General features: G+C 65.1%; 22 protein-coding genes. 18 read left to right on the top strand and 4 right to left on the bottom strand.

Annotated elements, in window-relative coordinates:
- The first annotated feature begins 118 nt into the window (after nucleotides 1-118).
- The 3 genes from AWB66_RS11685 to def all read left to right on the top strand — a co-directional run bounded on the left by AWB66_RS11685 (nucleotide 119) and on the right by def (nucleotide 4,166).
- On the top strand, nucleotides 119-1,357 hold the full coding sequence (locus AWB66_RS11685) for a cell division protein ZipA C-terminal FtsZ-binding domain-containing protein (protein WP_087630455.1): 1,239 nt from the start codon (nucleotides 119-121) through the stop codon (nucleotides 1,355-1,357).
- Nucleotides 1,358-1,557: 200 nt separating this feature from the next.
- A complete protein-coding gene (gene ligA / locus AWB66_RS11680) occupies nucleotides 1,558-3,636 on the top strand; it encodes an NAD-dependent DNA ligase LigA (RefSeq protein WP_087630454.1) in 2,079 nt (692 codons plus the stop codon).
- Nucleotides 3,633-4,166 (top strand): peptide deformylase, encoded by a 534-nt coding sequence (gene def, locus AWB66_RS11675; RefSeq protein WP_062639549.1) that lies wholly within the window; start codon nucleotides 3,633-3,635, stop codon nucleotides 4,164-4,166. Before ligA ends, def begins: the two co-directional genes overlap by 4 nt.
- Nucleotides 4,167-4,231: 65 nt before the next feature.
- Here def and AWB66_RS11670 read toward each other — a convergent pair whose 3' ends face one another.
- The 4 genes from AWB66_RS11670 to map all read right to left on the bottom strand — a co-directional run bounded on the left by AWB66_RS11670 (nucleotide 4,232) and on the right by map (nucleotide 9,942).
- Complete coding sequence (locus AWB66_RS11670) at nucleotides 4,232-4,465, bottom strand: hypothetical protein (RefSeq protein ID WP_087630453.1); 234 nt, start codon at nucleotides 4,463-4,465, stop codon at nucleotides 4,232-4,234.
- 225 nt (nucleotides 4,466-4,690) lie between these two features.
- Nucleotides 4,691-6,325 (bottom strand): pseudouridine synthase, encoded by a 1,635-nt coding sequence (locus AWB66_RS35095; RefSeq protein ID WP_087630452.1) that lies wholly within the window; start codon nucleotides 6,323-6,325, stop codon nucleotides 4,691-4,693.
- A 6-nt stretch (nucleotides 6,326-6,331) separates the two neighbouring features.
- On the bottom strand, nucleotides 6,332-8,917 hold the full coding sequence (locus tag AWB66_RS11660) for a [protein-PII] uridylyltransferase (RefSeq protein WP_087630451.1): 2,586 nt from the start codon (nucleotides 8,915-8,917) through the stop codon (nucleotides 6,332-6,334).
- A gap of 215 nt (nucleotides 8,918-9,132) precedes the next feature.
- Nucleotides 9,133-9,942, bottom strand: a complete 810-nt coding sequence (map, locus tag AWB66_RS11655; protein ID WP_087630450.1) for a type I methionyl aminopeptidase — start codon at nucleotides 9,940-9,942, stop codon at nucleotides 9,133-9,135.
- Between the two features lie 437 nt (nucleotides 9,943-10,379).
- Here map and rpsB point away from each other — a divergent pair, with 437 nt between their 5' ends.
- The 15 genes from rpsB (at nucleotide 10,380) to rnhB (ending at nucleotide 25,534) form a co-directional block, all read left to right on the top strand.
- Nucleotides 10,380-11,132, top strand: coding sequence for a 30S ribosomal protein S2 (gene rpsB, locus AWB66_RS11650; RefSeq protein ID WP_087630449.1), 753 nt, complete (start codon nucleotides 10,380-10,382; stop codon nucleotides 11,130-11,132).
- 184 nt (nucleotides 11,133-11,316) lie between these two features.
- Nucleotides 11,317-12,198: a translation elongation factor Ts gene (tsf, locus tag AWB66_RS11645; protein ID WP_087630448.1), complete on the top strand. Its 882-nt coding sequence runs from the start codon at nucleotides 11,317-11,319 to the stop codon at nucleotides 12,196-12,198.
- 262 nt (nucleotides 12,199-12,460) lie between these two features.
- Nucleotides 12,461-13,174 (top strand): UMP kinase, encoded by a 714-nt coding sequence (gene pyrH / locus AWB66_RS11640; protein ID WP_087630447.1) that lies wholly within the window; start codon nucleotides 12,461-12,463, stop codon nucleotides 13,172-13,174.
- 85 nt (nucleotides 13,175-13,259) lie between these two features.
- Entirely contained in the window at nucleotides 13,260-13,820 is a 561-nt protein-coding gene (gene frr / locus AWB66_RS11635) for a ribosome recycling factor (RefSeq protein ID WP_087630446.1), read from the top strand.
- Nucleotides 13,821-13,883: 63 nt separating this feature from the next.
- Nucleotides 13,884-14,666, top strand: a complete 783-nt coding sequence (gene uppS / locus AWB66_RS11630; protein ID WP_087630445.1) for a polyprenyl diphosphate synthase — start codon at nucleotides 13,884-13,886, stop codon at nucleotides 14,664-14,666.
- Nucleotides 14,660-15,472, top strand: a complete 813-nt coding sequence (locus AWB66_RS11625; RefSeq protein ID WP_087630444.1) for a phosphatidate cytidylyltransferase — start codon at nucleotides 14,660-14,662, stop codon at nucleotides 15,470-15,472. Before uppS ends, AWB66_RS11625 begins: the two co-directional genes overlap by 7 nt.
- 22 nt (nucleotides 15,473-15,494) lie before the next feature.
- Nucleotides 15,495-16,709 (top strand): 1-deoxy-D-xylulose-5-phosphate reductoisomerase, encoded by a 1,215-nt coding sequence (locus AWB66_RS11620; protein ID WP_087630443.1) that lies wholly within the window; start codon nucleotides 15,495-15,497, stop codon nucleotides 16,707-16,709.
- A gap of 7 nt (nucleotides 16,710-16,716) precedes the next feature.
- Entirely contained in the window at nucleotides 16,717-18,090 is a 1,374-nt protein-coding gene (gene rseP, locus AWB66_RS11615) for an RIP metalloprotease RseP (protein WP_087630442.1), read from the top strand.
- Nucleotides 18,091-18,166: 76 nt separating this feature from the next.
- Nucleotides 18,167-20,479, top strand: a complete 2,313-nt coding sequence (gene bamA / locus AWB66_RS11610) for an outer membrane protein assembly factor BamA (protein WP_087630441.1) — start codon at nucleotides 18,167-18,169, stop codon at nucleotides 20,477-20,479.
- 46 nt (nucleotides 20,480-20,525) lie between these two features.
- Nucleotides 20,526-21,065 (top strand): OmpH/Skp family outer membrane protein, encoded by a 540-nt coding sequence (locus tag AWB66_RS11605; protein WP_200818972.1) that lies wholly within the window; start codon nucleotides 20,526-20,528, stop codon nucleotides 21,063-21,065.
- A gap of 41 nt (nucleotides 21,066-21,106) precedes the next feature.
- Entirely contained in the window at nucleotides 21,107-22,177 is a 1,071-nt protein-coding gene (gene lpxD / locus AWB66_RS11600; protein WP_087630439.1) for a UDP-3-O-(3-hydroxymyristoyl)glucosamine N-acyltransferase, read from the top strand.
- A gap of 145 nt (nucleotides 22,178-22,322) precedes the next feature.
- Entirely contained in the window at nucleotides 22,323-22,781 is a 459-nt protein-coding gene (gene fabZ / locus AWB66_RS11595) for a 3-hydroxyacyl-ACP dehydratase FabZ (protein ID WP_087630438.1), read from the top strand.
- 67 nt (nucleotides 22,782-22,848) lie between these two features.
- On the top strand, nucleotides 22,849-23,637 hold the full coding sequence (lpxA, locus tag AWB66_RS11590) for an acyl-ACP--UDP-N-acetylglucosamine O-acyltransferase (protein WP_087630437.1): 789 nt from the start codon (nucleotides 22,849-22,851) through the stop codon (nucleotides 23,635-23,637).
- An 11-nt stretch (nucleotides 23,638-23,648) separates the two neighbouring features.
- Nucleotides 23,649-24,815, top strand: coding sequence for a lipid-A-disaccharide synthase (lpxB, locus tag AWB66_RS11585; RefSeq protein ID WP_087630436.1), 1,167 nt, complete (start codon nucleotides 23,649-23,651; stop codon nucleotides 24,813-24,815).
- On the top strand, nucleotides 24,815-25,534 hold the full coding sequence (gene rnhB, locus AWB66_RS11580) for a ribonuclease HII (protein ID WP_087630435.1): 720 nt from the start codon (nucleotides 24,815-24,817) through the stop codon (nucleotides 25,532-25,534). The genes lpxB and rnhB overlap by 1 nt, the downstream gene beginning before the upstream one ends.
- Nucleotides 25,535-25,542 lie beyond the last annotated feature (8 nt).

Below are 25,542 nucleotides of genomic sequence, written 5' to 3'. Positions count from 1 at the left end.
GCAGGCCGGAACTGCGTTCCGGCCTTACGCGCGAGGCGCGGAGTTGGCGCGCGCTGAAAAACAGCGTGCGCGACAGATCGCGCAGCGCATCGCAACTAGAAAGAATGATGGAGCGTGCATGGACGAGTTGACACTCGGTTTGATCGGCGCCGGCGCCGTGGTGGTGGGCGGCGTCGTGGTTTACAACGCGTGGCAGAGCGCGAAGGTGCGTCGCAGGATGCCGCGCCCGATGCCCGAGGAAGCCGCGGATTCGCTCGCCCGCCAGGAAACGGACGAAGAACATCCGTTCATCGAGCCGGTACGGCCCGCGCGCCGCGAGCCCGCGATGGGCGAGGCCGCCGCCCACGAACAGAACGCAGCAGCGCGCGTCGAGCCGAGTTTCGGCGGCGCGCCGATGCCCGGTGTCGCGCCGGCCGATACCGCCGTCGATCTCCAGGCCGAAGCGACGTCGAACAATGGCGAGCCGTCCGTCGAAAGCGAAGGGACGGAGTCCGAAGAGCCGATCGTGCCCGCCGCGACGACGTTCTCCTCGGCGACGCCCGCGCTTGTCGATCGGCGTATCGACTGTGTCGTGCCGATCCGGCTGAGCTCGCCGATCGCCGGCGACAAGCTCGTGCCGCTCGCGCAGCGTCTGCGCCGCGCGGGAACCAAGCCGGTGAACATCGAGGGCAAGCCCGAAGGCGAGTCCACCTGGGAATTGCTCAAGAACGGCGCGCGCTACGAGGAACTGCGCGCGGCGGCGCAACTCGCGAACCGCAGCGGGCCGCTCAACGAACTGGAATTCTCCGAGTTCGTGACGGGCGTGCAGCGTTTTGCCGACGCCATCGACGGCGCGCCGGAATTTCCCGACATGCTGGAGACGGTTGGCATGGCGCGCGAACTCGACGCGTTCGCCGCCCAGTGCGACGCGCAGCTCTCGATCAACATCCTGTCGGACGGCGCGCCGTGGTCCGCGAACTACGTGCAGGCGGTGGCGTCGCAGGACGGCCTGCTGCTCTCGCGCGACGGCACGCGCTTCGTCAAGCTCGACGCGAAGCAGAACCCCGTCTTCATGCTCCAGTTCGGCGATACCAACTTCCTGCGCGACGACCTCACGTACAAGGGCGGCCAGATGATCACGCTCGTGCTCGACGTGCCGGTCGCCGACGAAGACATTCTCCCGTTCCGCCTGATGTGCGATTACGCGAAGTCGCTGTCCGAACGCATCGGCGCGCGCGTCGTCGACGACCAGCGCCGGCCGCTGCCGGAATCGGCGCTGATCGCCATCGAAAAGCAGCTGATGACGCTTTACGCGAAGCTGGAGCAGGCCGGGATCCCGGCGGGCTCGGCCGCGACGCGGCGGCTCTTCAGCCAGTAAGCGTCCGGCGTCACTGTCGTCACCCGCCGGACCACGACATCGCGCTCCCGATGGGACTGAACCGGGAGCGCGATTTTTTGTGCGCGCGCGCACGGGCCCGCGCGGGTTGGCCGTCCGGCCGATGCCACGCTTTACCGATCTTCTGAGACAATCGAACGACCGGATTTCTTCTCATTGCCACCCACTCCGTCTTGCCACGCATGTCCGCCAAAACGAAAGCCGAATCCGCCGTCAAGTCGAAATCCGTGGCGCCCGTGCCGGGCGCCGAGCGGCCGGCGGAGCGCGCCGGCTGGCTGCGCTCGGAACTAGAGCGCGCGAACTACGCGTATTACGTGCTCGACCAGCCGGATCTGCCCGACGCCGAATACGACACGCTCTTCAAGGAATTGCAGCAGATCGAAGCCGACCAGCCCGATCTGATCACGCCCGATTCGCCCACGCAGCGCGTCGGCGGCCAGGTCGCGGCGGGCTTCGAGCCGGTCGTCCACGACGTGCCGATGCTCTCGCTCAACAACGGCTTTGCCGAGGAAGACATCGTCGCGTTCGACAAGCGCGTGTCCGACGCGCTCGGTTACGCGCCGGTGCAGTACGCGTGCGAGCTGAAATTCGACGGCCTCGCCATTTCGCTGCGCTACGACGACGGGCATCTCGTGCAGGCCGCCACGCGCGGCGATGGCGCGACCGGCGAAGACGTCACGGCGAACGTGCGCACGATCCGCTCGATTCCACTGAAGCTGAAGGGCAGGAACGTGCCGAAGCGGCTCGACGTGCGCGGCGAGGCGCTGATGTTCAAGCGCGACTTCGACAAGCTCAACGCGCGTCAGCGCGAGGCGGAGCAGCGCGAATTCGCGAATCCGCGCAATGCGGCGGCGGGCAGCCTTCGCCAGCTCGATCCGAAGATGACGGCGCAACGTCCGCTGTCGTTTTTCGCGTACGGCATCGGCGTGCTCGAAGGCGCCGAGATGCCGCCGACGCACTCGGCGCTTCTCGACTGGTACGGCGAGATGGGATTGCCGGTGAATTCGGAGCGCGGCGTGGTCGATGGCGCACAAGGGTTGCTCGATTTCTTCGGCAAGACGGGCGAGAAGCGCGACGGCCTGCCGTACGACATCGACGGCGTCGTCTACAAGGTCAACCGGCGCGAGGAGCAGGACAAGCTCGGTTTTGTCTCACGCGCGCCGCGCTTCGCGCTCGCGCACAAGTTTCCGGCGCAGGAAGCGCTCACGCAACTGCTCGCCATCGACGTGCAGGTCGGCCGCACGGGCGCGATCACGCCGGTGGCGCGGCTCGCACCGATCTTCGTCGGCGGCGCGACGGTCACGAACGCGACGCTGCACAACGAAGATGAAGTGCGCCGCAAGGACATCCGCATCGGCGACACGGTGATCGTGCGGCGCGCGGGCGACGTGATTCCGGAAGTGGTCGGCGCGATCCTGGACCGGCGTCCCGACGACGCCCGCGAGTTCGTGATGCCGACCGAATGCCCGGTGTGCGGCTCGAAGATCGAGCGGCTGCCGGACGAAGCCATCGCGCGCTGCACGGGCGGCCTCTTTTGCCCCGCGCAGCGCAAGCAGGCGCTGTGGCACTTCGCCCAGCGCCGCGCGCTCGACATCGACGGCCTCGGCGAAAAGATCATCGACCAGCTGGTCGAGCAGAATCTCGTGCGCACGCCGGCCGACCTGTTCCATCTCGGCTTTTCCACGCTCGCCGCGCTCGACCGTTTCGCCGACAAATCCGCGCAGAACCTGCTGGATTCGCTCGAAAAGGCACAGAAGACCACGCTCGCGCGCTTCATTTACGCGCTCGGCATCCGCCATGTGGGCGAATCGACGGCGAAAGACCTCGCGAAGCATTTCGGCTCGCTCGATCCGATTATCGCGGCCTCGGTCGAGGAATTGCTGGAAGTGAACGACGTCGGGCCGGTCGTCGCGGAATCGATCCACAACTTCTTCTCCGAAGAACATAACCAGCATGTGATCGAGCAGTTGCGCGCGAAGGTGTCGTGGCCCGAAGGGCCGCCCGCGCCGAGGGCGCCGCAGGGCGTGTTGGCGGGCAAGACGGTCGTGCTGACGGGCACGCTCCCGGCGCTCTCGCGCGAGGAAGCGAAGGAAATGCTGGAATCGGCCGGGGCGAAGGTGGCCGGCTCGGTGTCCAAAAAGACCGATTACGTGGTGGCGGGGGCGGAGGCGGGCAGCAAGCTCGCCAAAGCCGAGGAACTCGGCATCCCCGTGCTCGACGAAGACGGTATGCGCAGGCTTTTGGAAGGAGTGACTCCATGATTCGCGAAATACTGAAGATGGGCGATCCGCGGCTCTTGCGCATCGCGCAACCGGTCGAGCATTTCGATACGCCGGAACTGCACGCGCTCGTGCAGGACATGTTCGACACGATGCGCGACGCGAACGGCGCGGGGCTCGCCGCGCCGCAGATCGGCGTCGACCTGCAGGTCGTGATCTTCGGTTTCGGCTACAACGAGCGCTATCCTGACGCGCCGTCGGTGCCGGAGACGGTGCTGATCAATCCGATCGTGACGCCGAATTCGCACGACATGGAGGAGGGCTGGGAAGGCTGCCTCTCGGTGCCCGGCCTGCGCGGCGCGGTGCAGCGCTACTCGATGATCCGCTATCAGGGCTTCGACCAGTTCGGCGGCGCGATCGAGCGGCTCGCGGAAGGTTTTCACGCGCGCGTCGTCCAGCACGAGTGCGATCACCTGATCGGCAAGCTTTATCCGATGCGCATCACGGACTTTTCGAAGTTCGGGTTCACCGAGGTGCTGTTTCCCGGACTCGACGCGCCGCGGGACGACTGAACGTCGCCGGCGCCTTCGGGCCGCACGAAAAACGCAGAAGGCCGCTCGGGGGAGCGGCCTTCGTCTTATGCGAATGTCTTTTTGCTGCCGACGTCCGGCTGGCGGAAGAGCTTGACGTGCTCGGGGTTCGCCGACGCCTGGAGCCGCCCGTCCGGCAGGCGCGCGATCACGACTTCTCCGATGCCCGGGCTCATCACGACGACTTCGTCGCGCAGGGCGAGCAGCGCGTCGAGCCGTCGTCGGCCGCTGATGATTTCGAGGCCGGTTTTCGTTTCGCGAACAATGATCTCAACTGACATGGCGGTTCTCCCCAATGACGTCTGAAGCATGAAAACGCGCCCTCCAGGCGGTAAAAAGGGCGTTACCTGCCTATCGGATGGATGACATATTTTCTTTAAACAAAATTCGAAAAAAAATCGACGCGCACGATTGGGGTGCATGCGCGTCGATTTCGGTATTTGCGTCGTTTTTTCGCGACGTATTTTTGGCGGGCGGCGGGCGGTCGTTTGCGGCCGGCGCGCGGTTCAGAACGTCTCGTCCGCTCCCAGATAGCGCCACTGGCCGGCGGGCAGCGCGCCGAGCGTGACGTGTCCCATGCGGATGCGCTTGAGCCCCACGACTTCAAGGCCCACCAGCTCGCACATGCGGCGGACCTGGCGTTTCTTGCCCTCGCGCAGCACGAAGCGCAGTTGTTCGCCGTTTTGCCAGCTCACCTGGGCGGTCTTGAGCGGGACGCCGTCCAGTTCCAGGCCGTGGCGCAGGAGCGCGAGGCTCTCGTCGGGCAGATGCTGGTCGACGTCGACCGTGTGTTCGCCGAATGTCACGCGCACGAGATATTCCTTGTCGACTTCCGAATGGCCGCCGATCAGTTGCTTCGCGACGCGGCCGTCCTGCGTGAGGACGAGAAGCCCGGTGGAATCGATGTCGAGGCGCCCGGCCGGCGCCAGCGTGCGCAGATGGTTCGGCGAAAAACGGATGCCGGAATGGTCCTCGGCCCAGTGATTCGAGGGGTTGATCAGCGTGACGGCGGGTTGATAGCCGTCTTCGGCCTGGCCTGAGACATAGCCGACCGGCTTGTGCACGAGGATCGTCACCAGTTGCGACTGGATGGCGTGCGCCGCGGGCAGGATTTCGACGTTCTGGTCGGGACGGATGCGCGTGCCGAGCGTGTCGATCACCACGCCGTCGACGAGCACCCAGCCTTTTTCGATCCACTCGTCGGCTTCGCGACGCGAGCACAGGCCCAGCTCGGACATCACTTTCGACAGGCGCACGAGGCCTTCCTCGCCGGCGCGCGCCTGGCGGGCCGGGGAAGGCGTGTCGGCGGGTTTGGGCGTTGATTTTGCCGACGAGCGTTCATTGTCGCGACGCGGACGGTCGAGGGACGGCCGCGGCGGGCGCGAATCGTCGCCACGCGATTTGAACGGACGACGCTCGTCGGAGCTTCCGGCGCGATCGCCACGCGGGGCGCCACGGTCGCCGAACGACGGACGCGGTCCGCGTTCACCACCGCCAGCGGATCGCGAATCGTCACCACGCGCTTTGAACGGACGACGCTCGTCGGTACTTCCGGCGCGATCGCCACGCGGGGCGCCACGGTCGCCGAACGAAGGACGCGGACCGCGTTCACCACCGCCAGCGGATCGCGAATCGTCACCACGGGCCTTGAACGGACGACGGTCGTCGGAGCTTCCGGCGCGATCGCCGCGCGGGGCGCCACGGTCGCCGAACGACGGACGCGGTCCGCGTTCACCACCGCCAGCGGGGCGCGAATCGTCGCCACGCGCTTTGAACGGACGACGTTCGTCGGAGCTTCCGGCTCGATCGCCACGCTGGGCGCCACGGTCGCCGAACGACGGACGTGGGCCACGTTCACCACCGCCAGCGGATCGCGAATCGTCACCACGCGCTTTGAACGGACGACGCTCGCCAGTACTCCCGGCGCGGTCGCCAGACGAAGGACGCGGACCGCGTTCACCGCCGGCAGGCCGCGAATCCGGCCGTCCCTCACGCGGCGCGCCGGTCTTCGGTCCCGCGGGCCGAGGTCCGGCCGGCCCTTCCGCCCGTACGGGCTTGCGTCCGGCAGCGCTGCCGGAACGAACGGGGGAACGCGCCGGCGTCGCCGGGCGCGGATGTTTGGCTGTCAGTTTGACGCGCATAATTTCTCAGGCTGCGATCGCGCGCAGCAGTTCGGTTTCGACCTGAATCTGGGTCCGGTTGCTGGAAAGGCCTTTGCCGTCGAGCAGGAACACGTCCTCGACGCGTTCGCCGAGCGTGTTGATCCGCGCCGCCTGCACGCCGATCCGGTGGTGCGCCAGAACCCGCGCGATCGAATAAAGGAGGCCCTGCCGGTCGTTCGCAGACACGGACAGGATGTAGTATTGGCCGCGCTCGTCGGGACGCAGGTCCACGCGCGGTGTGATCGGAAAAGTGCGCACGAGCCGCGACAGTCGTCCCTTCGACGGCTCCGGCAAGATGCGTTCGGCCGTGAGCAGCGTGCCAAGCTGCTCCTCGACCAGATTCGCGATGTCGCGATAATGCCCGTCATGGTCCGGATGCGCGACCAGAAAGTTGTCGAGCGCGTAGCCGTGACGCGTCGTGCTCACGCGCGCGTCGAGCACGGACAGGCCGTTCTTGTCGAAATAGCCGCAGATCGCGGCGAAAAGATCCGGGCGATCCTTCACGTACACGAGCACCTGCAGACCCGCGCCGATCGGCGACGGCCGCGCGCGCACGATCGGTTTGACGCTCTCGACGTGCTTGTAAAGCACGCGCGTCTGCCATGCGATATCGGCGGCGTCGTGACGCAGGAAATAGCCGACGTCGAGCTGGTCCCACAAGCGGCGCTGCGCGTTTTCGGGGACCGTTTCGAGCCGCAGAAGCGCGAGCGCCTCTTCCTGGCGCGATTTCAGTTCCGAATGCGCGTCGGGTTCGGCGCCGCCGAGCACGGCGCGCGTTGCGCGGTAAAGGTCTTCGAGCAGCTTGCCTTTCCACGCATTCCAGACCTTCGGACTCGTGCCGCGAATATCGGCGACGGTCAAAAGATACAGCGCCGACAGCCGCCGCTCGGTTTTCACCAGCGCGGCAAACTGCTTGATCACTTCGGGATCGCTCGTGTCCTGCTTCTGCGCGACCTGGCTCATCGTCAGATGCTGCTCGACGAGCCACACGATCAGCGCGGTGTCCTCGGTGCCGATGTCGTGCTCGCGGCAGAAGCGCCGCGCGTCGACCATGCCGAGCGTCGAGTGATCGCCACCGCGGCCCTTCGCGATGTCGTGAAAGAGCGCGGCCACGTAGAGCACCCACGGACGCTCGAAGTTGCCGATGATCTGGCTGCAGAACGGATACTCGTGCGCATGCTCGGCGATTGCGAAGCGCCTGAGATTGCGCAGCACCATCAGGATGTGCTGGTCGACGGTGTAGACGTGATACAGGTCGTGCTGCATCTGCCCGACGATGCGCCGGAAATTCAGCAGATAGCGCCCGAGCACGCTCGTCTGGTTCATGAGCCGGAATGCATGCGTGATGCCTTCCGGCTGCTTCAGGATCTCCATGAAGAGCCGGCGGTTTTCGGGATCGCGCCGCCAGTCGCGGTCCATCAGGTCGCGCGCGTTGTAGATCGCGCGCAGCGTGCGCGCCGAAAAGCCCTTGATGCCGCGCGTCTGTTCGTAGAGCAGGAACGCTTCGAGAATCGCGTGCGGTTCGCGTTCGAACACGTCGTCGCGGGCGATTTCCAGCATGCCCTGCTTCTCGACGAAGCGTCCCGAAATCACGCGCGTGACGCCGCTCGTCGACGGGAACAGTTGCGCCTCGACGTTCTGGATCAGGATGGTCGCGAGCTGCGTCACCGCTTTCGCCGCCCAGTAATAGCGGCGCATCAGCTGCTCGCTCGCGCGCTTGGTCGCGCTCGCCTGGAAGCCGAAGCTCTCGGCGAGCGGCGTCTGCAGGTCGAACACGAGAATGTCCTGCCGACGCTTCGCGATCACGTGCAGGCGCGCGCGCAGCGTCTTCAGGAAGCCTTCGTTGCGGCGCAGTTCGCGCGCTTCGCGTTCGGTGATGAGGCCGCGCAGGTCGAGTTCGCGCCAGCTGCTGCCGAAGCCCGCCGCGCGCGAGATCCACAGGATGAGTTGCAGGTCGCGCAGGCCGCCCGGGCTTTCCTTGACGTTCGGTTCGAGGCTGTACGGCGTGTCCTGGAATTTGGCGTGCCGCTGGCGCATTTCCAGCACTTTCGCCTGGAAGAACGCGCGCGGATCGAGCGTCTGCTGGTAGCGCTCGCGAAACAGCTGGAAAAGCGGCGTGTCGCCCCAGACCCGCCGCGCTTCCAGGAGCGACGTGAGCACGGTCACGTCATTGCTCGCTTCGTCGATGCATTGCGCGACCGAGCGCACACTGCTGCCGATGTCGAGCCCGATATCCCACGCCATGCCGATGAAGCGCTCGATGCGCGCGGTGAGGTCGGCGTCGCCCGAATCGGCCGGCTTGTGGTCCGGCAGCAGCACGAGGATGTCGACGTCGGAATAGGGTGCCAGTTCGCCGCGTCCGTAGCCGCCGACCGCCACGAGCGCCGCCCACGACGGCATTTCGCAGGCGTCCCAGGCGCCGCGCAACGCGTCGTCGGTGGCGCGGGCGAGGGCGTGCATCAGCGAATCGACGTTCGACGCGGTCTGGAAGCGCTCGAGCAGCGCGGCCTTCTGCGATTTGAAAGCCGTTTTCAGCGAGTCACAGGGCGGGGCGACGGCAGTAACGCTCATGGGCGGAAAGGGGGAGGGAGCGGTTGAATGGGGCGGGCGGCCGTTCGGACGTCCGCTTGCCGGCGGGAATACGCGAGCGCTCTGCACTAGGCCGCGCGGGCGCCGGGTGGCACGTGATGCGGCGGATCGCTGTTCTGACTCGTCATGCGTTACCTCGAAAGGGGCGCGGAATCGGGATTCGGTCGAATTTTGCGCGCGGCATTCCCGCGCGTGAATTACGCCGTCGCGGCGATCAGTTGTGACGGCGCCTGCGTTCCCGCCGACACCGTCAGCACTTCGTAGCCCGTCGGCGTGACGAGCACCGTATGCTCCCATTGCGCCGACAGACTGCGGTCGCGCGTTTTCACGGTCCACTGGTCGGGCATCGTGCGGATGTCGCGGCGCCCGGCGTTGATCATCGGCTCGACGGTGAAGATCATGCCCGCTTCCAGTTCGATACCCGTGCCTGGACGTCCATAGTGGAGCACCTGAGGCTCCTCGTGGAACACCTGGCCGATGCCGTGGCCGCAATATTCGCGCACGACGCTGTAGCCCTGCGACTCCGCATGCTTCTGGATCGCGGCGCCGATGTCGCCGAGGCGCGCACCGGGGCGCACTTGGTCGATGCCGAGCCACATGCAGTCGAACGTGGTCTGCACGAGCCGCTTCGCCAGGATCGAGCCTTCGCCGACGAGGAACATGCGGCTCGTATCGCCGAAATAGCCGTTCTTGATGACCGTGATGTCGATGTTCAGGGCGTCGCCGCTTTTGAGCGCCTTGTCCCCCGGGATGCCGTGACAGATCACGTCGTTCACCGAAATGCAGGTCGCCTTCGGATAGGGCGGGTAACCGGGCGGCTGGTAGTTCAGCGGCGCGGGGACCGTTCCCTGCTCCTTCACCATGAATTCATGGCAGAGGCGGTCGAGTTCGCCGGTGGTCACGCCCGCCACGATGTGCGGCGTGATGAAATCGAGCACCTCGCTGGCGAGCCGGCAGGCGACGCGCATCTCTGCGATGTCGTGGTCGTTTTTCAGCGTAATGGACATGACTTGTCAGGAAAAATCGTGTAGGCGGCGCTTTCGCGCGAAAGCGGCATTATCGCACCTTAGCCCGTGCGCCGCATCGGGACGGGCCGCGCGCGGCTGGCTCCTGAGGCGGGTTCTTCCTTTTTCTGGCTCGATTTCCGTGCAGTCGCGGTTTTCCCGCTCCGCCGCGCCGCTGCAAGGATCGACGTCCCGGCCGGCGCGCGCTGCCGGTTCCCTCTTATCCTGGCGCCTTGAGCGGCGTAATCATCGCGTGCTATACTCTTTGGCTAAGTCGATGTGAAGTTTGCGTTTGTCTAATTAGTCATAATCGACTAATTACCAAGGCGACTTTCGACTTGATTCGCAAGCCGGCGCACCCAGGGTGTCCGGCGTCCGGAAAGAACAACGGGCGCAGGATGCGGCAGCCGGCTTAAGACCTAACCCTCGCGGAGAATTTCATGGCAGTTACCATGCGTCAAATGCTGGAAGCCGGTGTCCACTTCGGTCACCAAACGCGCTTCTGGAACCCGAAGATGGCCCCGTATATCTTCGGTCATCGCAACAAGATTCACATCATCAACCTCGAAAAGACGCTGCCGCTCTACAACGACGCGCTGAAGTACGTGCGTCAACTGGCAGCCAATCGCGGCACGATCCTGTTCGTCGGCACGAAGCGCCAGTCGCGCGACACGGTGCAAGAAGAAGCGCAACGCGCCGGCATGCCGTTCGTCAATGCACGCTGGCTCGGCGGCATGCTGACCAACTTCAAGACGCTGAAGATTTCGATCAAGCGCCTGAAGGACATGGAAGCAGCGCTGGAATCGGGCGAAACCGAGCGCATGAGCAAGAAGGAAGGGCTTCTGTTCGAACGCGAAATGGCGAAGCTGCAGAAGTCGATCGGCGGCGTGAAGGACATGGGCGGCATTCCGGACGCGATCTTCGTGATCGACGTCGGCTATCACAAGATTGCCGTGACCGAAGCCAAGAAGCTGGGCATTCCGGTCATCGCCGTGGTCGACACGAACCACTCGCCGGAAGGCATCGACTACGTGATCCCGGGTAACGACGACGCCAGCAAGGCCGTTGCGCTGTACGCGCAAGGCGTGGCCGACGCGATCCTCGAAGGTCGTGCGAACGCGGTGAACGACGTGGTCCAGGCCGTGCGCAGCGGCGAAGGCGACGAGTTCGTCGAGGTCAACGCAGAGGCGTAGCGAGCCCTGTATCCGGCAAAAAAGGGGGCTTTCTTGAAGGCCCCTTTTTTTTAGCGGAATTTCTTTTGCGCCGATTTCCCGGCCGGTGCGCGGGCGCCGTGATTGCTGAAACCCCGCTGTGACCCAATTCCTGTCGCGGGCACCGAGCCGGCGGCACGTATCAAACAGACTCAAGGAGCGAATGATGGCGGCAATTACCGCAAGCATGGTGGCAGAACTGCGCGCGAAGACCGACGCGCCGATGATGGAATGCAAGAAGGCGCTGACGGAAGCCGACGGCGACATGGCGCGCGCCGAAGAGCTGCTGCGCGTGAAGCTCGGCAACAAGGCGAGTAAGGCGGCATCGCGCGTGACGGCTGAAGGCATCGTCACGGCGCACGTGGAAGGCGGCGTGGGCGCGCTCGTCGAACTGAACTGCGAAACCGACTTCGTCGCGAAGAACGACGACTTCCTCGCGTTCGGCAAGACTATCGCCGAACTCGTGGCGAAGACCAACCCGGCCGACGTCGCCGCGCTCGGCGCGCAGGCGCTCGAAAGCTCGACGGTCGACGCCGTGCGTCTCGCGCTCGTCGGCAAGATCGGCGAAAACCTCTCGATCCGCCGTTTCGTGCGCTTCGAAACCAGCAACAAGCTGGCTTCGTACCTGCACGGCACGCGCATCGGCGTGCTCGTCGAGTTCTCGGGCGCGGACGAGCAGGTCGGCCGTGATGTCGCCATGCACATCGCGGCGATGAAGCCGGTGTCGCTCTCGTCGGACGAAGTGCCCGCCGATCTGATCGCGAAGGAACGCAGCATCGCCGAGCAGAAGGCCGCCGAATCGGGCAAGCCGGCTGAAATCGTCGCGAAGATGGTCGACGGCAGCGTGCAGAAGTACCTGAAGGAAGTGTCGCTGCTGAACCAGCCGTTCGTGAAGAACGACAAGCAGACGATCGAACAGATGCTGAAGGCAGCGGGCGCAGCGGTGCAGAAGTTCGCGCTGTTCGTCGTCGGCGAAGGCATCGAGAAGCGTCAGGACGACTTCGCCGCCGAAGTGGCCGCGCAAGTCGCAGCAGCAAAGCAGGGCTAAGTCCCTGCGCGCGGCGGACGTCGTTTCGCCGCGCGACATCGGCATCTGGCAGCATCCGCATCACGCAGGAAACACGGCGGAACATTCGTTCCGCCCGTTCCCAGGCAGTCTGCCAGGGCAGTCAGTTCGGCATCCATCGTGGTACAAGGGTTAACCCTGTGTCACTGAGCGATGCCCGAATTTGGCGCGCTTGCCGTAAATGTCGTTTCACCCCTACAGTTCTACGTTGTTGCAACCCTCCTCGGCGCGATCGGAACCTCATATGCCCATAGCCTACAAACGCGTACTCCTCAAGCTCTCCGGCGAAGCCCTCATGGGCGACGATGCTTTCGGCATCAATCGCGCAACCATCGAACGGATGGTGGCGGATGTGGCTGAAGTGGTGCGCATGGGCACCCAGCTCGCGGTCGTGATCGGCGGCGGCAACATCTTTCGCGGCGTCGCCGGCGGCGCGGCCGGCATGGACCGTGCGACAGCCGACTACATGGGCATGCTCGCCACGATGATGAACGCGCTCGCGCTGCAGGACGCCATGCGCCACGCCGGGATCGAGGCGCGCGTGCAATCCGCGCTGCGCATGGACCAGGTGGTCGAGCCGTATATCCGTCCGCGTGCCATTCGCCAGCTCGAGGAAGGCAAAGTGGTGATTTTCGCGGCCGGCACCGGCAACCCGTTCTTCACGACCGATACGGCCGCCGCATTGCGCGGTTCGGAGATCGGCGCGGAAGTCGTGTTGAAGGCGACCAAGGTGGACGGCGTATACTCCGCCGACCCGAAGAAGGATCCGGACGCGACGCGCTACAGCACGATCAGCTTCGACGAGGCAATTGGCCGCAATCTGCAGGTGATGGACGCGACGGCTTTCGCGCTGTGCCGCGACCAGAAACTGCCGATCCGCGTGTTTTCGATCACCAAGGCGGGCGCGTTGAAGCGCATCGTCCAGGGCGGCGACGAAGGCACGCTCGTCCACGTGTAAACTCTCGCGTATCCGGGCGCGGCGCGGCTCGAAGGCTGGCGCCGTTTTCGCCTGTATCGCCAGTAACCAAGGTTTGGAGGTTTAAATGAGTGTGGCTGACATTAAAAAGGGCGTCGACCAGAAAATGCAGCGGTCGATCGAGGCGTTCAAGGCCGACCTCGCGAAGATCCGCACGGGTCGCGCCCACACCGGCTTGCTCGACCATATCCAGGTCGATTACTACGGCTCGAACGTGCCCATTTCGCAAGTGGCGAACATGACGCTCGTCGATGCCCGCACGATCGGCGTCCAGCCGTGGGAAAAGAAGATGGTGCCGGCCGTCGAAAAGGCGATCCGCGACTCGGATCTCGGCCTGAATCCGGCGACGCAAGGCGAACTGATCCGCGTGCCGATGCCCGCGCTCACCGAAGAACGCCGCCGCGAACTCACGAAGGTCGTTAAGAGCGAAGGCGAGACGGCCAAGATCGCCGTGCGCAACCTGCGGCGCGACGCCAACGAGCAACTCAAGAAGCTCGTGAAGGACAAGGAAATTTCGGAAGACGACGACCGCCGCGCCGGCGACGACGTCCAGAAGCTCACCGACAAATTCGTCGCGGAAATCGACAAGCTGGTTCAGTCGAAGGAAGCCGAGATCATGACGGTGTAAAGACCGCGTGCGGTCCTGCCAGTCGTGCTGGCTTCATTCTGTCGATAATAAGATTCAGCGGCCATGACCTATACCAGCTCTACCGTTCGCGTGCCCGATGTCGCGGCAGTTCCGCGCCATATCGCGATCATCATGGACGGCAATGGCCGTTGGGCGACTGAGCGGCGCCTGCCGCGCGTCGCCGGACATACGCGCGGCGTCGATGCCGTGCGCGCAACCGTCGAAAGCTGCGCCCGGCGCGGCGTCGAGTACGTGACGCTGTTCGCGTTCAGTTCCGAAAACTGGCGCCGCCCGACCGAGGAAGTCACGTTCCTGATGCGCCTTTTCGTGACGGCGCTGGAGCGCGAGATCGGCAAGCTGCACGCGAACGGCATCCGCCTGCGCGTCGTCGGCGACATTGCGATGTTCGACGAGCGCATCCGCGCGCTGATCCAGCGCGCCGAAACCAAAACCGCCCGCAACACGCGGCTCACGCTGACCATCGCCGCCAACTACGGCGGTCGCTGGGACATCATGCAAGCCACCCGTAAGCTTGCCGAGCAATCGGCGGCGGCGGGCGAGGCGGTGCGAGTCGACGAGGATTCGTTCGCGCAGCACCTCGCGATGGCTTACGCGCCGGAGCCGGATCTCTTCATCCGCACGGGCGGCGAGCAGCGCATCAGCAACTTCCTGCTGTGGCAGCTCGCGTACACCGAGTTCTATTTCACCGATACCTACTGGCCGGATTTCGACGCCGAAGCGCTTGCGCGCGCGATCGAATCGTATGGCGAGCGTGAGCGGCGCTTCGGCCGCACGAGCGCGCAGCTCGCGTCGCAATCGCAGAAGGCCGACACCCTTTCATGCTAAAGACCCGTGTCATCACGGCAATCGTTCTGCTGGCGGTACTCGTCCCGGTCACGCTGTTCGCGCCGGTCGGGGCGTTCGGCGCGCTGATCGCGTTCGTCGTGGTGTTCGCGGCCTGGGAATGGGCGCGGCTCCTGAAGCTCGGCGGCGTCGGACCGGTCGTCTATGCGCTCATTTGCGCGCTCGCGCTCGTTCTGAGCACGTATCTGGGCGTCGCTCCCAAGGGCCTCTTGCAGATGGCCGCCATTTTCTGGGTGCTCGCGGGGCCGTTCGCGCTCCTGCGCAAGCCGGAGCTCGCGGCGGGCGCCTGGCGTTCGTTCCTCCTTTTCGCGGGCGTCGTCGTGTTCGCGGCCTGCTGGCATGCGCTCGTCGCGGCCCGGACCGTCGGCGTGGCGTTCGTGCTATCGCTTCTCCTAGTCGTCTGGCTCGCCGACATAGGCGCATACTTCGCCGGAAAAGCCCTCGGACGCCACAAGCTCGCGCCGTCCATCAGCCCTGGCAAGACCTGGGAAGGCGCCATCGGCGGCTGGGTCGCGGTGATCGTGATCGGTTCGATCGCCGCCGCTACGCTCGTTTTCGCGCCGACCCTGTTCACGGCCTTCGTCGAGCATCTCGGCTGGGTCCGGGCGCTAGCCGCGCTTACCGTGCTGGTCGCGTTCAGCGTGATCGGCGATCTGTTCGAATCGCTCTTGAAGCGCCAGGCCGGCGTCAAGGACTCGAGCGGTCTCTTGCCGGGCCACGGCGGCGTGCTCGACCGCATCGACGCGCTGTTGCCGGTTTTGCCGATCGCACTGCTGCTTGTCGGCTAATTCGTCGGCTAAAGAAGGATTTATGCAAAAACGTCTGACTTTGCTCGGCTCCACGGGCTCGATCGGCGAAAGCACGCTCGACGTCGTGGCGCGGCATCCCGACCGCTTCTCGGTCCACGCACTCACCGCTCATCGCAACGGCGACAAACTCGTCGCCCAGTGCCTGCGCTTTCAACCGGCCGTCGCGGTCGTCGGCGACGCCGACACCGCCGCGCGCGTCGAGGCGCAATTGCGCGCGGCCGGCTGCAAGACGCACGTGCAGCATGGCGAGCAAGCGCTCGTCGATGCGGCGTCGGCGCCGGAATGCGACACGGTCGTGGCCGCGATCGTCGGCGCCGCGGGCCTTGCGCCCACGCTCGCCGCCGCGCGCACGGGCAAGCGCATTCTGCTCGCGAACAAGGAAGCGCTCGTGATGTCGGGGCAGATTTTCATCGACGCCGTGCGCGACAACGGCGCGGTGCTCTTGCCCGTCGACAGCGAGCACAACGCCGTGTTCCAGTGCCTGCCGCGCGAGGCCGCGATGCACGGCGGCGTATCGAAGATCATCCTGACCGCGTCGGGCGGCCCGTTCCGCACGCGCGAGCCGTCGTCGCTCGTGAGCGTCACGCCCGACGAAGCCTGCAAGCATCCGAACTGGGCGATGGGCCGCAAGATCTCCGTCGATTCCGCGACGATGATGAACAAGGGCCTCGAAGTGATCGAGGCGCACTGGCTCTTCGACCTGCCGGGCTCGCGCATCGAGGTGCTGATCCACCCGCAGAGCGTGATCCATTCGATGGTGTCTTACGCCGACGGCTCCGTGCTCGCGCAACTCGGCAACCCCGACATGCGCACGCCGATCGCCCACGCGCTCGCGTTCCCGGATCGCGTGGAATCGGGCGTCGCGCAACTGGATCTCGCGCAGATCGCTTCGCTCACGTTCGAGAAGCCGGACTTCGAGCGCTTCCCGTGTCTCGCGCTCGCGATCAAGGCGCTGGAAGCCGGCGGCATCGCCAGCGCCGCGCTGAATGCGGCGAACGAAATCGCCGTCGAGGCGTTTCTCGCCCGCCGTATCGGCTTCATGGCGATCGCCGACGTGGTCGCGCGCGTGCTGGACGCGCTGCCGAACACGAGCGCCGCCACGCTCGATCATGTCCTCGCCGCCGACGCCAGCGCGCGTCGTCTCGCGAACGGCTTCGTCGACAAGCTGACATCGAGCCCAGCGAGCAATCCGCCCGTCGAGCGCATCGCGCATTGAGGCCGTCATGAACTTCCTGACCGAAATCGTTGCCTTCGTCGTTGCGATAGGCGTGCTCGTGGTCGTCCACGAATTCGGCCATTACAGCGTCGCGCGGCTGTGTGGCGTCAAGGTGCTGCGTTTCTCGGTCGGCTTCGGCAAGCCACTCGTGCGCTGGGTGAGCCAGAAGACGGGCGTCGAGTGGACGATCGCGGCGCTGCCGCTCGGCGGCTACGTGAAGATGCTCGACGAGCGCGAAGCCGACAGCGATATTGCGCCCGAGGACCTGCCGCGCGCATTCAACCGGCAGAGCGTCTTCAAGCGCATCGCGATCGTCGCGGCGGGGCCCATCGCCAACTTCATCCTCGCGATCGCGCTGTTCTCGGCCGTGTTCGCGGGCGGCGTGACCGAACCGGCTGCCATCGTCTCGGCGCCGGCGGCCGACACGGCCGCCGCGCAGGCCGGCTTCGAAGGCGGCGAAACTGTTGTTTCGATGCGCGATGCGCAGGCCGGCGGCGATGCGCATCCGATCCGCTCGTGGTCGGACCTGCGCTGGAAGCTGCTCGATGCATCGTTCGATCATCGCAGCGTGGTGCTCACCGCCAAGACGCCCGACGGCACGTTCGACTTCCCCGTCGACGTGGCAGGCATCGGCGACCCGGACGCCGATCAGGACTTCATGGACAAGCTCGGCTTCGCGCCGGGCGGCGGCACGCTCTCGGTGGCGGGCCTGGAGGCGGGCAGCGCCGCGCAAAAGAGCGGCCTGCGCGCGGGCGACAAGCTGCGCGCGATCGACGGCAGGAAGGTCGAGAACGCCACGGGCTTCATCGATTACGTGCGCGGCCACGCGGGCAAGCCGGTGACGCTGACGCTCGAGCGCGACGGCCGTCTCATGACCGTGACGGTCGTGCCGGACGCGAAGCGCGACGACGAAACGGGCCGCGACGTGGGGCGCATCGGCGCGGCGCTCGCGAACCAGTTGCCGAGCGTCGACGTGCGTTATGGGCCGCTCGAAAGCCTGCGCCTCGGCGTGAACCGCACCTGGGACATCAGCGTGTATTCGCTGCGCATGTTCGGGCGGATGATCGTCGGCGAGGCGTCGCTCAAGAACCTCTCGGGACCGGTGACCATCGCCGACTATGCGGGCAAGAGCGCGCGGCTCGGGTTGTCTGCGTTCGTGTCGTTTCTGGCGCTCGTCAGCATCAGTCTTGGCGTCTTGAACTTGTTACCGATTCCGGTATTGGACGGTGGTCATCTGTTATATTATTTGGTTGAAGCCATTACCGGCAAGGCGGTATCCGATCGCTGGCAGCTGGTTCTGCAACGGGCGGGCCTCGTGTGCATCGTCGCATTGTCGATGATCGCACTGTTCAACGACCTGGCTCGCCTGATCCGTTTTTGATCCATTTTCACCAGGTCTGGTGGCGTCTCATGAGGGACCGCCGGAACTGATGCAGCTATAACACTGGGGAAGCACGTTGTTCAAACCTCATCGCTTTGTTCCTAAGACGGCTGTGGCCGCGGCACTGGCCGCAACCGGCATGGCGGCACACGCGACCACGCCTTTTGTCGTGCAGGATATCCGGATCGACGGTCTCCAGCGCATCGAACCGGGTACAGTCTTCGCCTACCTGCCGATCAGGCAAGGCGACACATTTACCGACGACAAGGCATCCGAAGCGATTCGCGCGCTCTATGCAACGGGCTTCTTCAGCGACGTGCAGATTGCCACCCAAGGCAACATCGTCGTGGTGCAGGTGCAGGAACGTCCGGCCATCTCGCAAATCGATTTCTCCGGCCTCCATGAATTCGACAAGGACAACCTGACGAAGGCATTGCGCTCGGTCGGATTGTCGCAGGGCCGTTCGTACGACAAGGCGCTCGTCGATCGCGCGGAACAGGAACTCAAACGCCAGTATCTGACGCGCGGCTACTACGCCGCCGAAGTCACCACGACGGTGACGCCGGTCGACCGCAATCGCGTGTCGATCCTGTTCTCGGTGGCCGAAGGTCCGAGCGCGAAGATCCGCCAGATCAACTTCATCGGCAACAAGGCCGTGAGCACGAGCACGCTGCGCGACGAAATGCAGCTTTCCACGCCGAACTGGTTCTCGTGGTACACGAAGAACGATCTGTACGCGAAGGAAAAACTCACGGGCGACCTCGAGAACGTCCGCTCGTATTATCTGAATCGCGGCTACCTCGAATTCAGCATCGACTCGACGCAGGTCTCGATCTCGCCCGACAAGAAGGACATGTATCTGACGGTTGCGCTGCACGAAGGCGAGCCGTACAAGGTCAACAGCATCAAGCTCGCGGGCAATCTGCTCGACCGCGAGGCGGAACTCACCAAGCTCATCAAGATCAAGCCGGGCGAGCGCTTCTCGGCGGAAAAACTGCAGGCGACCACGAAGGCGATCGTCGACAAGCTGGGCGAATACGGCTATGCGTTCGCGCAAGTCAACGCGCAGCCGGCCATCGACCAGTCGAACCATACCGTCGACCTCACGCTGCAGATCGAGCCTAGCCGCCGCGTCTACGTACGGCGCGTGAACATCGTGGGCAATACGCGGACGCGCGACGAAGTCGTGCGCCGCGAAATGCGCCAGCTCGAAAGCTCGTGGTTCGATTCGAGCCGCCTCGCGCTGTCCAAGGACCGCGTGAACCGTCTCGGCTACTTCACCGACGTCGACGTGACCACGCTGCCGGTCGAAGGCACGAACGACCAGGTCGACGTGGACGTGAAGGTCGCGGAAAAGCCGACCGGCGCGATCACGCTGGGCGCGGGCTTCTCGTCGACGGACAAGGTGGTGCTGTCGGCGGGCGTGTCGCAGGACAACGTGTTCGGCTCCGGCACGAGCCTCGCGGTGAACGTGAATACCGCGAAGACGTACCGCACGCTGACGGTGACGCAGGTCGATCCGTACTTCACGATCGACGGCATCAAGCGCATCACCGACGCGTACTACCGCACGTACCAGCCGCTCTATTACTCGACGGATTCGAGCTTCAAGATCATCACGATGGGCGCCGATACGAAGTTCGGCATCCCGTTCTCCGAGCAGGACACCGTGTATTTCGGCGCCGGCATCGAGCAGAACACGATGGACGTGGACGCGAACACGCCGACCGCGTACAAGAATTACGTGAACGAATTCGGCCGGGTGGTGAACAACATCCCGCTGACGGTGGGCTGGTCGCGCGACAATCGCGACAGCGCGCTTGTGCCGAGCCGCGGCTACTACCTGCAGACGAACGCCGAATACGGCACGCCGCTCGGCAACACGACCTACGGCAAGTTCGACGCGCAGTTCCAGTATTACTACTCGTTCGCGCGGGGCTTCGTGCTCGGTTTCAACCTGCAGGGCGGTTACGGCAAGGGCCTGCAAGGGCAGACCTACCCGATCTTCAAGAACTACTACGCGGGCGGTATCGGTTCCGTGCGTGGCTATCAGCCGAGTTCGCTCGGTCCACGCGACCCGTCGACGGGCGACCCGATCGGGGGCTCGCGCATGGCAGTCGGCAATATCGAACTGACGTTCCCGCTGCCGGGCACGGGCTATGACCGCACGCTGCGCGTCTTTACGTTCCTCGACGCCGGTAACGTCTGGGGCGACCCGGGACAGGGCGGTTCGGAAGGCGGCTCGAACGGCCTGCGCTACGGTTACGGTGTCGGTCTCGCATGGATCTCGCCGATCGGCCCGCTCAAGCTGAGCCTGGGTTTCCCGCTGCAGAAGCACGAAGGCGACCAGTATCAGAAGTTCCAGTTCCAGATCGGCACGGCGTTCTGACGCAATGCGTGACTCGTTTCTGCCCTTTAGTGACATGAGGAAGACTTTGCGAACCGGTAAGCTATCGAAACATCTCGGATCGGCCCTTGTGCTGTCGATGATCCTCGGCTTCTCGGGCGTTGGCGCATACGCGCAGGACACCGGTGCCGCACGGATCGCGGCCGTCAATTCCGACCGCATCCTGCGCGAGTCGGCGGCGGCGAAAGCCGCACAATCGAAGCTCGAGCAGGAGTTTTCGAAGCGCGACAAGGCGCTGCAAGAAATGGCGCAGCGCCTGAAAACGATGTCGGACGGTGTGGACAAGAACGGTCCGTCGATGTCGCCCACGGATCGCGCGGCGCGTCAGCGTGACCTTTCGCAGCTCGACGCGGACTTCCAGCGCAAGCAGCGCGAATTCCGCGAAGACCTGAACCAGCGCCGCAACGAAGAACTCGCGGCGGTGCTGGATCGCGCGAACAAGATCATCAAGCAGATCGCCGAGCAGCAGCACTACGACCTCATCGTGCAGGAAGCGGTGTACGTGAGCCCGCGTATCGATATCACCGATCAGGTGCTGAAGGCTCTTGCCGCCAGCAGCGCGAACTGATCAGGAGCCGCAGACGGATGGCATCAGGCACGACATCGGCAATGACGATCACGCTCGCTGAACTGGCCCGGCGCTTCGGCGGCGAGATCGTCGGCGACGCGCAACAGCGCGTCGGTAGCCTCGCCCCGCTCGATAAGGCCGACTCGGGGCAACTCGCGTTTCTCGCGAATCAGAAATATCTGCCGCAAGTCGAGACGACGCGGGCGGGCGCGGTGCTGATTTCCCCTGCGGATCTCGAAAAAGTAGCGGCCCGCGAAGGCCTCAACTTCATCGTCACGCCGAATCCCTACGCTTATTTCGCGCGCGTCGCGCAGGCGTTCATCGACCTCGCGACGCCGGCCGTCAAGCCGGGCGTGCACGCGAGCGCGTCGATCGATCCGGGCGCGAAAGTCGCGGCCAGCGCCGTCATCGGCGCGCACGTAACGGTGGAAGCAGGCGCCGTGATCGGCGAGCGCGTGAAACTCGACGCGGGCGTCGTGATCGGCCGGGGCGTGAAGCTCGGCGACGACGTTCATCTCTATCCGAACGTAACGGTCTATCATGGTTGTAAGCTTGGCGCGCGCGTGATCGTGCATGCGGGCGCGGTGATCGGCGCGGACGGCTTCGGTTTTGCGCCGGACTTCATGGGCGAAGGCGAAGCGCGCACCGGCAGCTGGGTGAAAATCCCGCAGGTCGGGGCGGTCGATATCGCGGACGACGTCGAAATCGGCGCGAACACCACGATCGATCGCGGCGCGATGGCGGATACCGTCATCGAGGAATGCGTGAAGATCGACAATCTCGTGCAGATCGGTCACAACTGCCGGATCGGTGCGTACACGGTCATTGCCGGCTGTGCGGGCATCGCGGGCAGCACGAACATCGGGCGGCACTGCATGATCGGCGGCGCGGTGGGCATCGCAGGCCACGTGACGCTGGCGGACTACGTGATCGTCACGGCGCAGTCGGGCGTGTCGAAGTCGCTGACGAAGCCGGGCATGTACACGAGCGCGTTCCCCGCCGTGAATCACGCCGACTGGAACAAGAGCGCGGCCATCATGCGCAACCTCGACAAATTGCGCGACCGCATCAAGGCGCTCGAAGCGGCGCTGGACGAGCGCAAGGGCGAGTAGCACGCAGCTTCGACCAAAGCGGCCATTCGGAGCCGCACGAACAAGATTCAAGCAGCGACAACAGCAGAGACGACAGCATCCCAGGCGGGCCGCGCGCGGTCCGCAGTCAACATCCGCGTTTAAAAGACGCGCGAGCAGAACGATCATGAGCACAGAAAAAATCAATCTCGACATCCACAAGATTCTTACGTTGCTGCCGCATCGGTATCCGATCCTGCTCGTCGACCGCGTGCTCGAACTTGAGCCGCACAAGAGCATCAAAGCGCTGAAGAACGTGTCGATCAACGAGCCGTATTTTCAGGGTCACTTCCCGACGCGTCCGGTGATGCCGGGCGTGCTGATTCTCGAAGCACTGGCGCAGACGGCCGCGCTGCTGACGTTCGCGGAAGAGCCGCACGATCCGGAAACGACGCTCTACTACTTCGTCGGCATCGACGGCGCGCGCTTCAAGCGCGTGGTGGAGCCGGGCGATCAGTTGATCCTGAACGTCACGTTCGAGCGGTACATGCGCGGCATCTGGAAATTCAAGGCGCGCGCCGAAGTCGATGGCGCAGTCGCCGCGGAAGCCGAACTCATGTGCACCGTGAAGAACACCGACGCGTGATCGCGGCACGGCCCGACTCGCATCGGACCACACGCAACGCAACGAACAGAACATCAGGCGAGGGCGCATGAGCAAGATTCACCCTACCGCGATCGTCGAGCCGGGCGCAGAGCTCGATGAATCCGTCGAGATCGGGCCGTATGCGATCGTCGGCGCGCACGTCGTGATCGGCGCGCGCACGACCGTCGGCTCGCACAGCGTGATCGAAGGCCACACGACGATCGGCGAAGACAACCGCATCGGCCATTACGCGTCGGTCGGCGGCCGTCCGCAGGACATGAAGTACAAGGACGAACCGACCCGGCTCGAAATCGGCAACCGCAACACCATCCGCGAGTTCACGACGATCCACACGGGCACCGTGCAGGATCAGGGCCTGACCTCGATCGGCGACGACTGCTGGATCATGGCGTACGTGCACGTCGGCCACGATTGCCGGCTCGGCAGCAACGTGATCATGTCGAGCAACGCGCAGCTCGCGGGGCACGTGAGCGTGGGCGACCACGCGATCGTCGGCGGCATGTCGGGCGTGCACCAGTTCGTGCGCATCGGCGCGCATTCGATGCTGGGCGGCGCGTCGGCGCTCGTGCAGGACGTGCCGCCGTTCGTGATCGCGGCGGGCAACAAGGCCGAGCCGCACGGCATCAACGTCGAAGGACTGCGCCGCCGCGGCTTTTCGGCGGAAGCGATCTCGGCGCTGCGCGCGGCGTATCGCGTCGTCTACAAGAGCGGCCTGTCGCTCGAAGAAGCGAAGGCGCAGTTGCGCGAACTCGCGACCGCCGGCGGCGACGGCGACGCGGCCGTCGGGGCGTTTTCCGACTTCATCGCGACGTCGCAACGCGGCATCATCCGCTGACCGCCGCTTCGATGACGCTGTTACCCAATCCCTTGCGCGTCGCGATGGTCGCGGGCGAGCCGTCCGGCGACCTGCTGGCGGCGTCGCTGCTCGGCGGGCTCAAGGAGCGGCTGCCGGCCGCGACGCACTTTAGCGGCATCGGCGGCCCGCGCATGACGGCCGTCGGCTTCGACGCCCACTGGCCGATGGACAAGCTGACCGTGCGCGGCTATGTCGAGGCGCTCAGGCATATCCCCGAGATTCTCGGCATCCGCAACGAACTGAAGCGGCAGTTGCTGGCCGAGCCGCCGTCGGTGTTCATCGGCGTGGACGCGCCCGACTTCAATTTCGGGCTCGAACACGCGCTGCGCGACGCGGGCATTCCGACCGTGCATTTCGTCTGTCCGTCGATCTGGGCGTGGCGCGGCGGGCGCATCAAGAAAATCGTGAAGGCCGTCGATCACATGCTGTGCGTGTTTCCGTTCGAAACCGCGCTGCTGGAAAAGGCGGGCGTGGCGGCGACCTACGTCGGCCATCCGCTCGCGGACGAAATCCCCATCGAGCCGGACACGCTCGGCGCGCGCCGTGAACTCGGGATCGCCGAGGGCGGTCCGGTGATCGCCGTGCTGCCGGGCAGCCGCCGCTCGGAAATTTCGCTGATCGGCCCGACGTTCTTCGACGCGATGGAGCTGATGCAGTTGCGCGAACCCGGCGTGCGTTTCCTGATGCCGGCGGCGAACCCGGCGTTGCGCGAGTTGCTGCAACCGCTGGTGGAAGCGCATCCGCATCTGAACCTCACGATCACCGACGGCCGCGCGCAAACCGCGATGACCGCCGCCGACGCGATTCTCGTCAAGAGCGGCACGGTCACGCTGGAAGCGGCGCTGCTGAAAAAGCCGATGGTCATCTCGTACAAGGTGCCGTGGCTCACGGGCCAGATCATGAAGCGCCAGGGTTATCTGCCGTATGTCGGCCTGCCGAACATCCTGGCGGGGCGTTTCGTCGTGCCGGAAATCCTGCAGCATTTCGCGACGCCCGAAGCCCTCGCCGATGCCACGCTGAAACAGTTGAACGACGACGCGAACCGCCGTACGCTGACGGATATTTTCACGGAAATGCATCACGCCCTGCGCCAGAACACGGCGCAGAAGGCGGCGGAAGCCGTCGCGACGATGCTCGAATCCCGGAGGCCGCGATAATGGCGGGCGCAGCGAAAAAGCCAGCAAAGGCGGTATCGAAGCAGCGCGGCCTGAATTTCGACTCGCCGTTCGACGTCATCTGCGGCGTCGACGAAGCGGGGCGCGGGCCGCTCGCCGGTCCGGTCGTCGCGGCGGCGGTGATTTTCGACCCGGCCAAGCCGAAGATTCGCGGTCTCGACGATTCCAAAGTGCTCACCGCGAAAAAGCGCGAGGAGCTGTACGAGAAGATCGTCGATCGCGCGCTGGCTTACTGCGTCGCCTCGGCGAGCGTCGAGGAAATCGACACGCTCAACATCCTCCACGCCACCATGCTCGCGATGAAGCGCGCGGTGGAAGGGCTGTCGGTCGCGCCGACGCTCGTGAAGATCGACGGCAACCGCTGCCCGGTTCTCGCGGTCCGCTCGGAAGCCGTGATCGGCGGCGATGCGCTCGTCGCGCAGATCTCGGCGGCCTCGATTCTCGCGAAGGTCACGCGCGACCGCATGCTGCTGCAATTGCACGAGATGCATCCCCGCTACGGTTTCGACGCGCACGCCGGCTACGGCACGCCGCAGCATCTCGCGGCGCTGCGCGATCACGGGCCGTGCGAGCATCATCGGCGGTCGTTCGCGCCGGTGCGCGAGGCGCACGCGCGTTTCGGCATCGTGTTGCCGGACGTCGCGCCGGAGGTGATCGCCGCCGCCGCGCTCGATCAGGACCCGGACGCCCGCGCCTTCTGACTTCTCCA

The organism is Caballeronia telluris (assembly GCF_001544495.1).
Taxonomy (GTDB): Bacteria; Pseudomonadota; Gammaproteobacteria; order Burkholderiales; family Burkholderiaceae; genus Caballeronia; species Caballeronia telluris.
This window is presented reverse-complemented; position numbering and strand designations above follow the sequence as displayed.

Excerpts from the sequence above, each read along its gene's own strand:
- uppS (WP_087630445.1), top strand. The coding sequence starts at position 13,884 with ATGACCTATACCAGCTCTACCGTTCGCGTGCCCGATGTCGCGGCAGTT.
- map (WP_087630450.1), bottom strand. The coding sequence starts at position 9,942 with ATGTCCATTACGCTGAAAAACGACCACGACATCGCAGAGATGCGCGTC.
- frr (WP_087630446.1), top strand. The coding sequence starts at position 13,260 with ATGAGTGTGGCTGACATTAAAAAGGGCGTCGACCAGAAAATGCAGCGG.
- def (WP_062639549.1), top strand. The coding sequence starts at position 3,633 with ATGATTCGCGAAATACTGAAGATGGGCGATCCGCGGCTCTTGCGCATC.
- ligA (WP_087630454.1), top strand. The coding sequence starts at position 1,558 with ATGTCCGCCAAAACGAAAGCCGAATCCGCCGTCAAGTCGAAATCCGTG.
- lpxA (WP_087630437.1), top strand. The coding sequence starts at position 22,849 with ATGAGCAAGATTCACCCTACCGCGATCGTCGAGCCGGGCGCAGAGCTC.
- lpxB (WP_087630436.1), top strand. The coding sequence starts at position 23,649 with ATGACGCTGTTACCCAATCCCTTGCGCGTCGCGATGGTCGCGGGCGAG.
- rpsB (WP_087630449.1), top strand. The coding sequence starts at position 10,380 with ATGGCAGTTACCATGCGTCAAATGCTGGAAGCCGGTGTCCACTTCGGT.
- AWB66_RS11670 (WP_087630453.1), bottom strand. The coding sequence starts at position 4,465 with ATGTCAGTTGAGATCATTGTTCGCGAAACGAAAACCGGCCTCGAAATC.
- rnhB (WP_087630435.1), top strand. The coding sequence starts at position 24,815 with ATGGCGGGCGCAGCGAAAAAGCCAGCAAAGGCGGTATCGAAGCAGCGC.
- tsf (WP_087630448.1), top strand. The coding sequence starts at position 11,317 with ATGGCGGCAATTACCGCAAGCATGGTGGCAGAACTGCGCGCGAAGACC.
- AWB66_RS11660 (WP_087630451.1), bottom strand. The coding sequence starts at position 8,917 with ATGAGCGTTACTGCCGTCGCCCCGCCCTGTGACTCGCTGAAAACGGCT.
- AWB66_RS35095 (WP_087630452.1), bottom strand. The coding sequence starts at position 6,325 with ATGCGCGTCAAACTGACAGCCAAACATCCGCGCCCGGCGACGCCGGCG.
- lpxD (WP_087630439.1), top strand. The coding sequence starts at position 21,107 with ATGACGATCACGCTCGCTGAACTGGCCCGGCGCTTCGGCGGCGAGATC.
- rseP (WP_087630442.1), top strand. The coding sequence starts at position 16,717 with ATGAACTTCCTGACCGAAATCGTTGCCTTCGTCGTTGCGATAGGCGTG.
- AWB66_RS11625 (WP_087630444.1), top strand. The coding sequence starts at position 14,660 with ATGCTAAAGACCCGTGTCATCACGGCAATCGTTCTGCTGGCGGTACTC.
- pyrH (WP_087630447.1), top strand. The coding sequence starts at position 12,461 with ATGCCCATAGCCTACAAACGCGTACTCCTCAAGCTCTCCGGCGAAGCC.
- AWB66_RS11620 (WP_087630443.1), top strand. The coding sequence starts at position 15,495 with ATGCAAAAACGTCTGACTTTGCTCGGCTCCACGGGCTCGATCGGCGAA.
- fabZ (WP_087630438.1), top strand. The coding sequence starts at position 22,323 with ATGAGCACAGAAAAAATCAATCTCGACATCCACAAGATTCTTACGTTG.
- AWB66_RS11685 (WP_087630455.1), top strand. The coding sequence starts at position 119 with ATGGACGAGTTGACACTCGGTTTGATCGGCGCCGGCGCCGTGGTGGTG.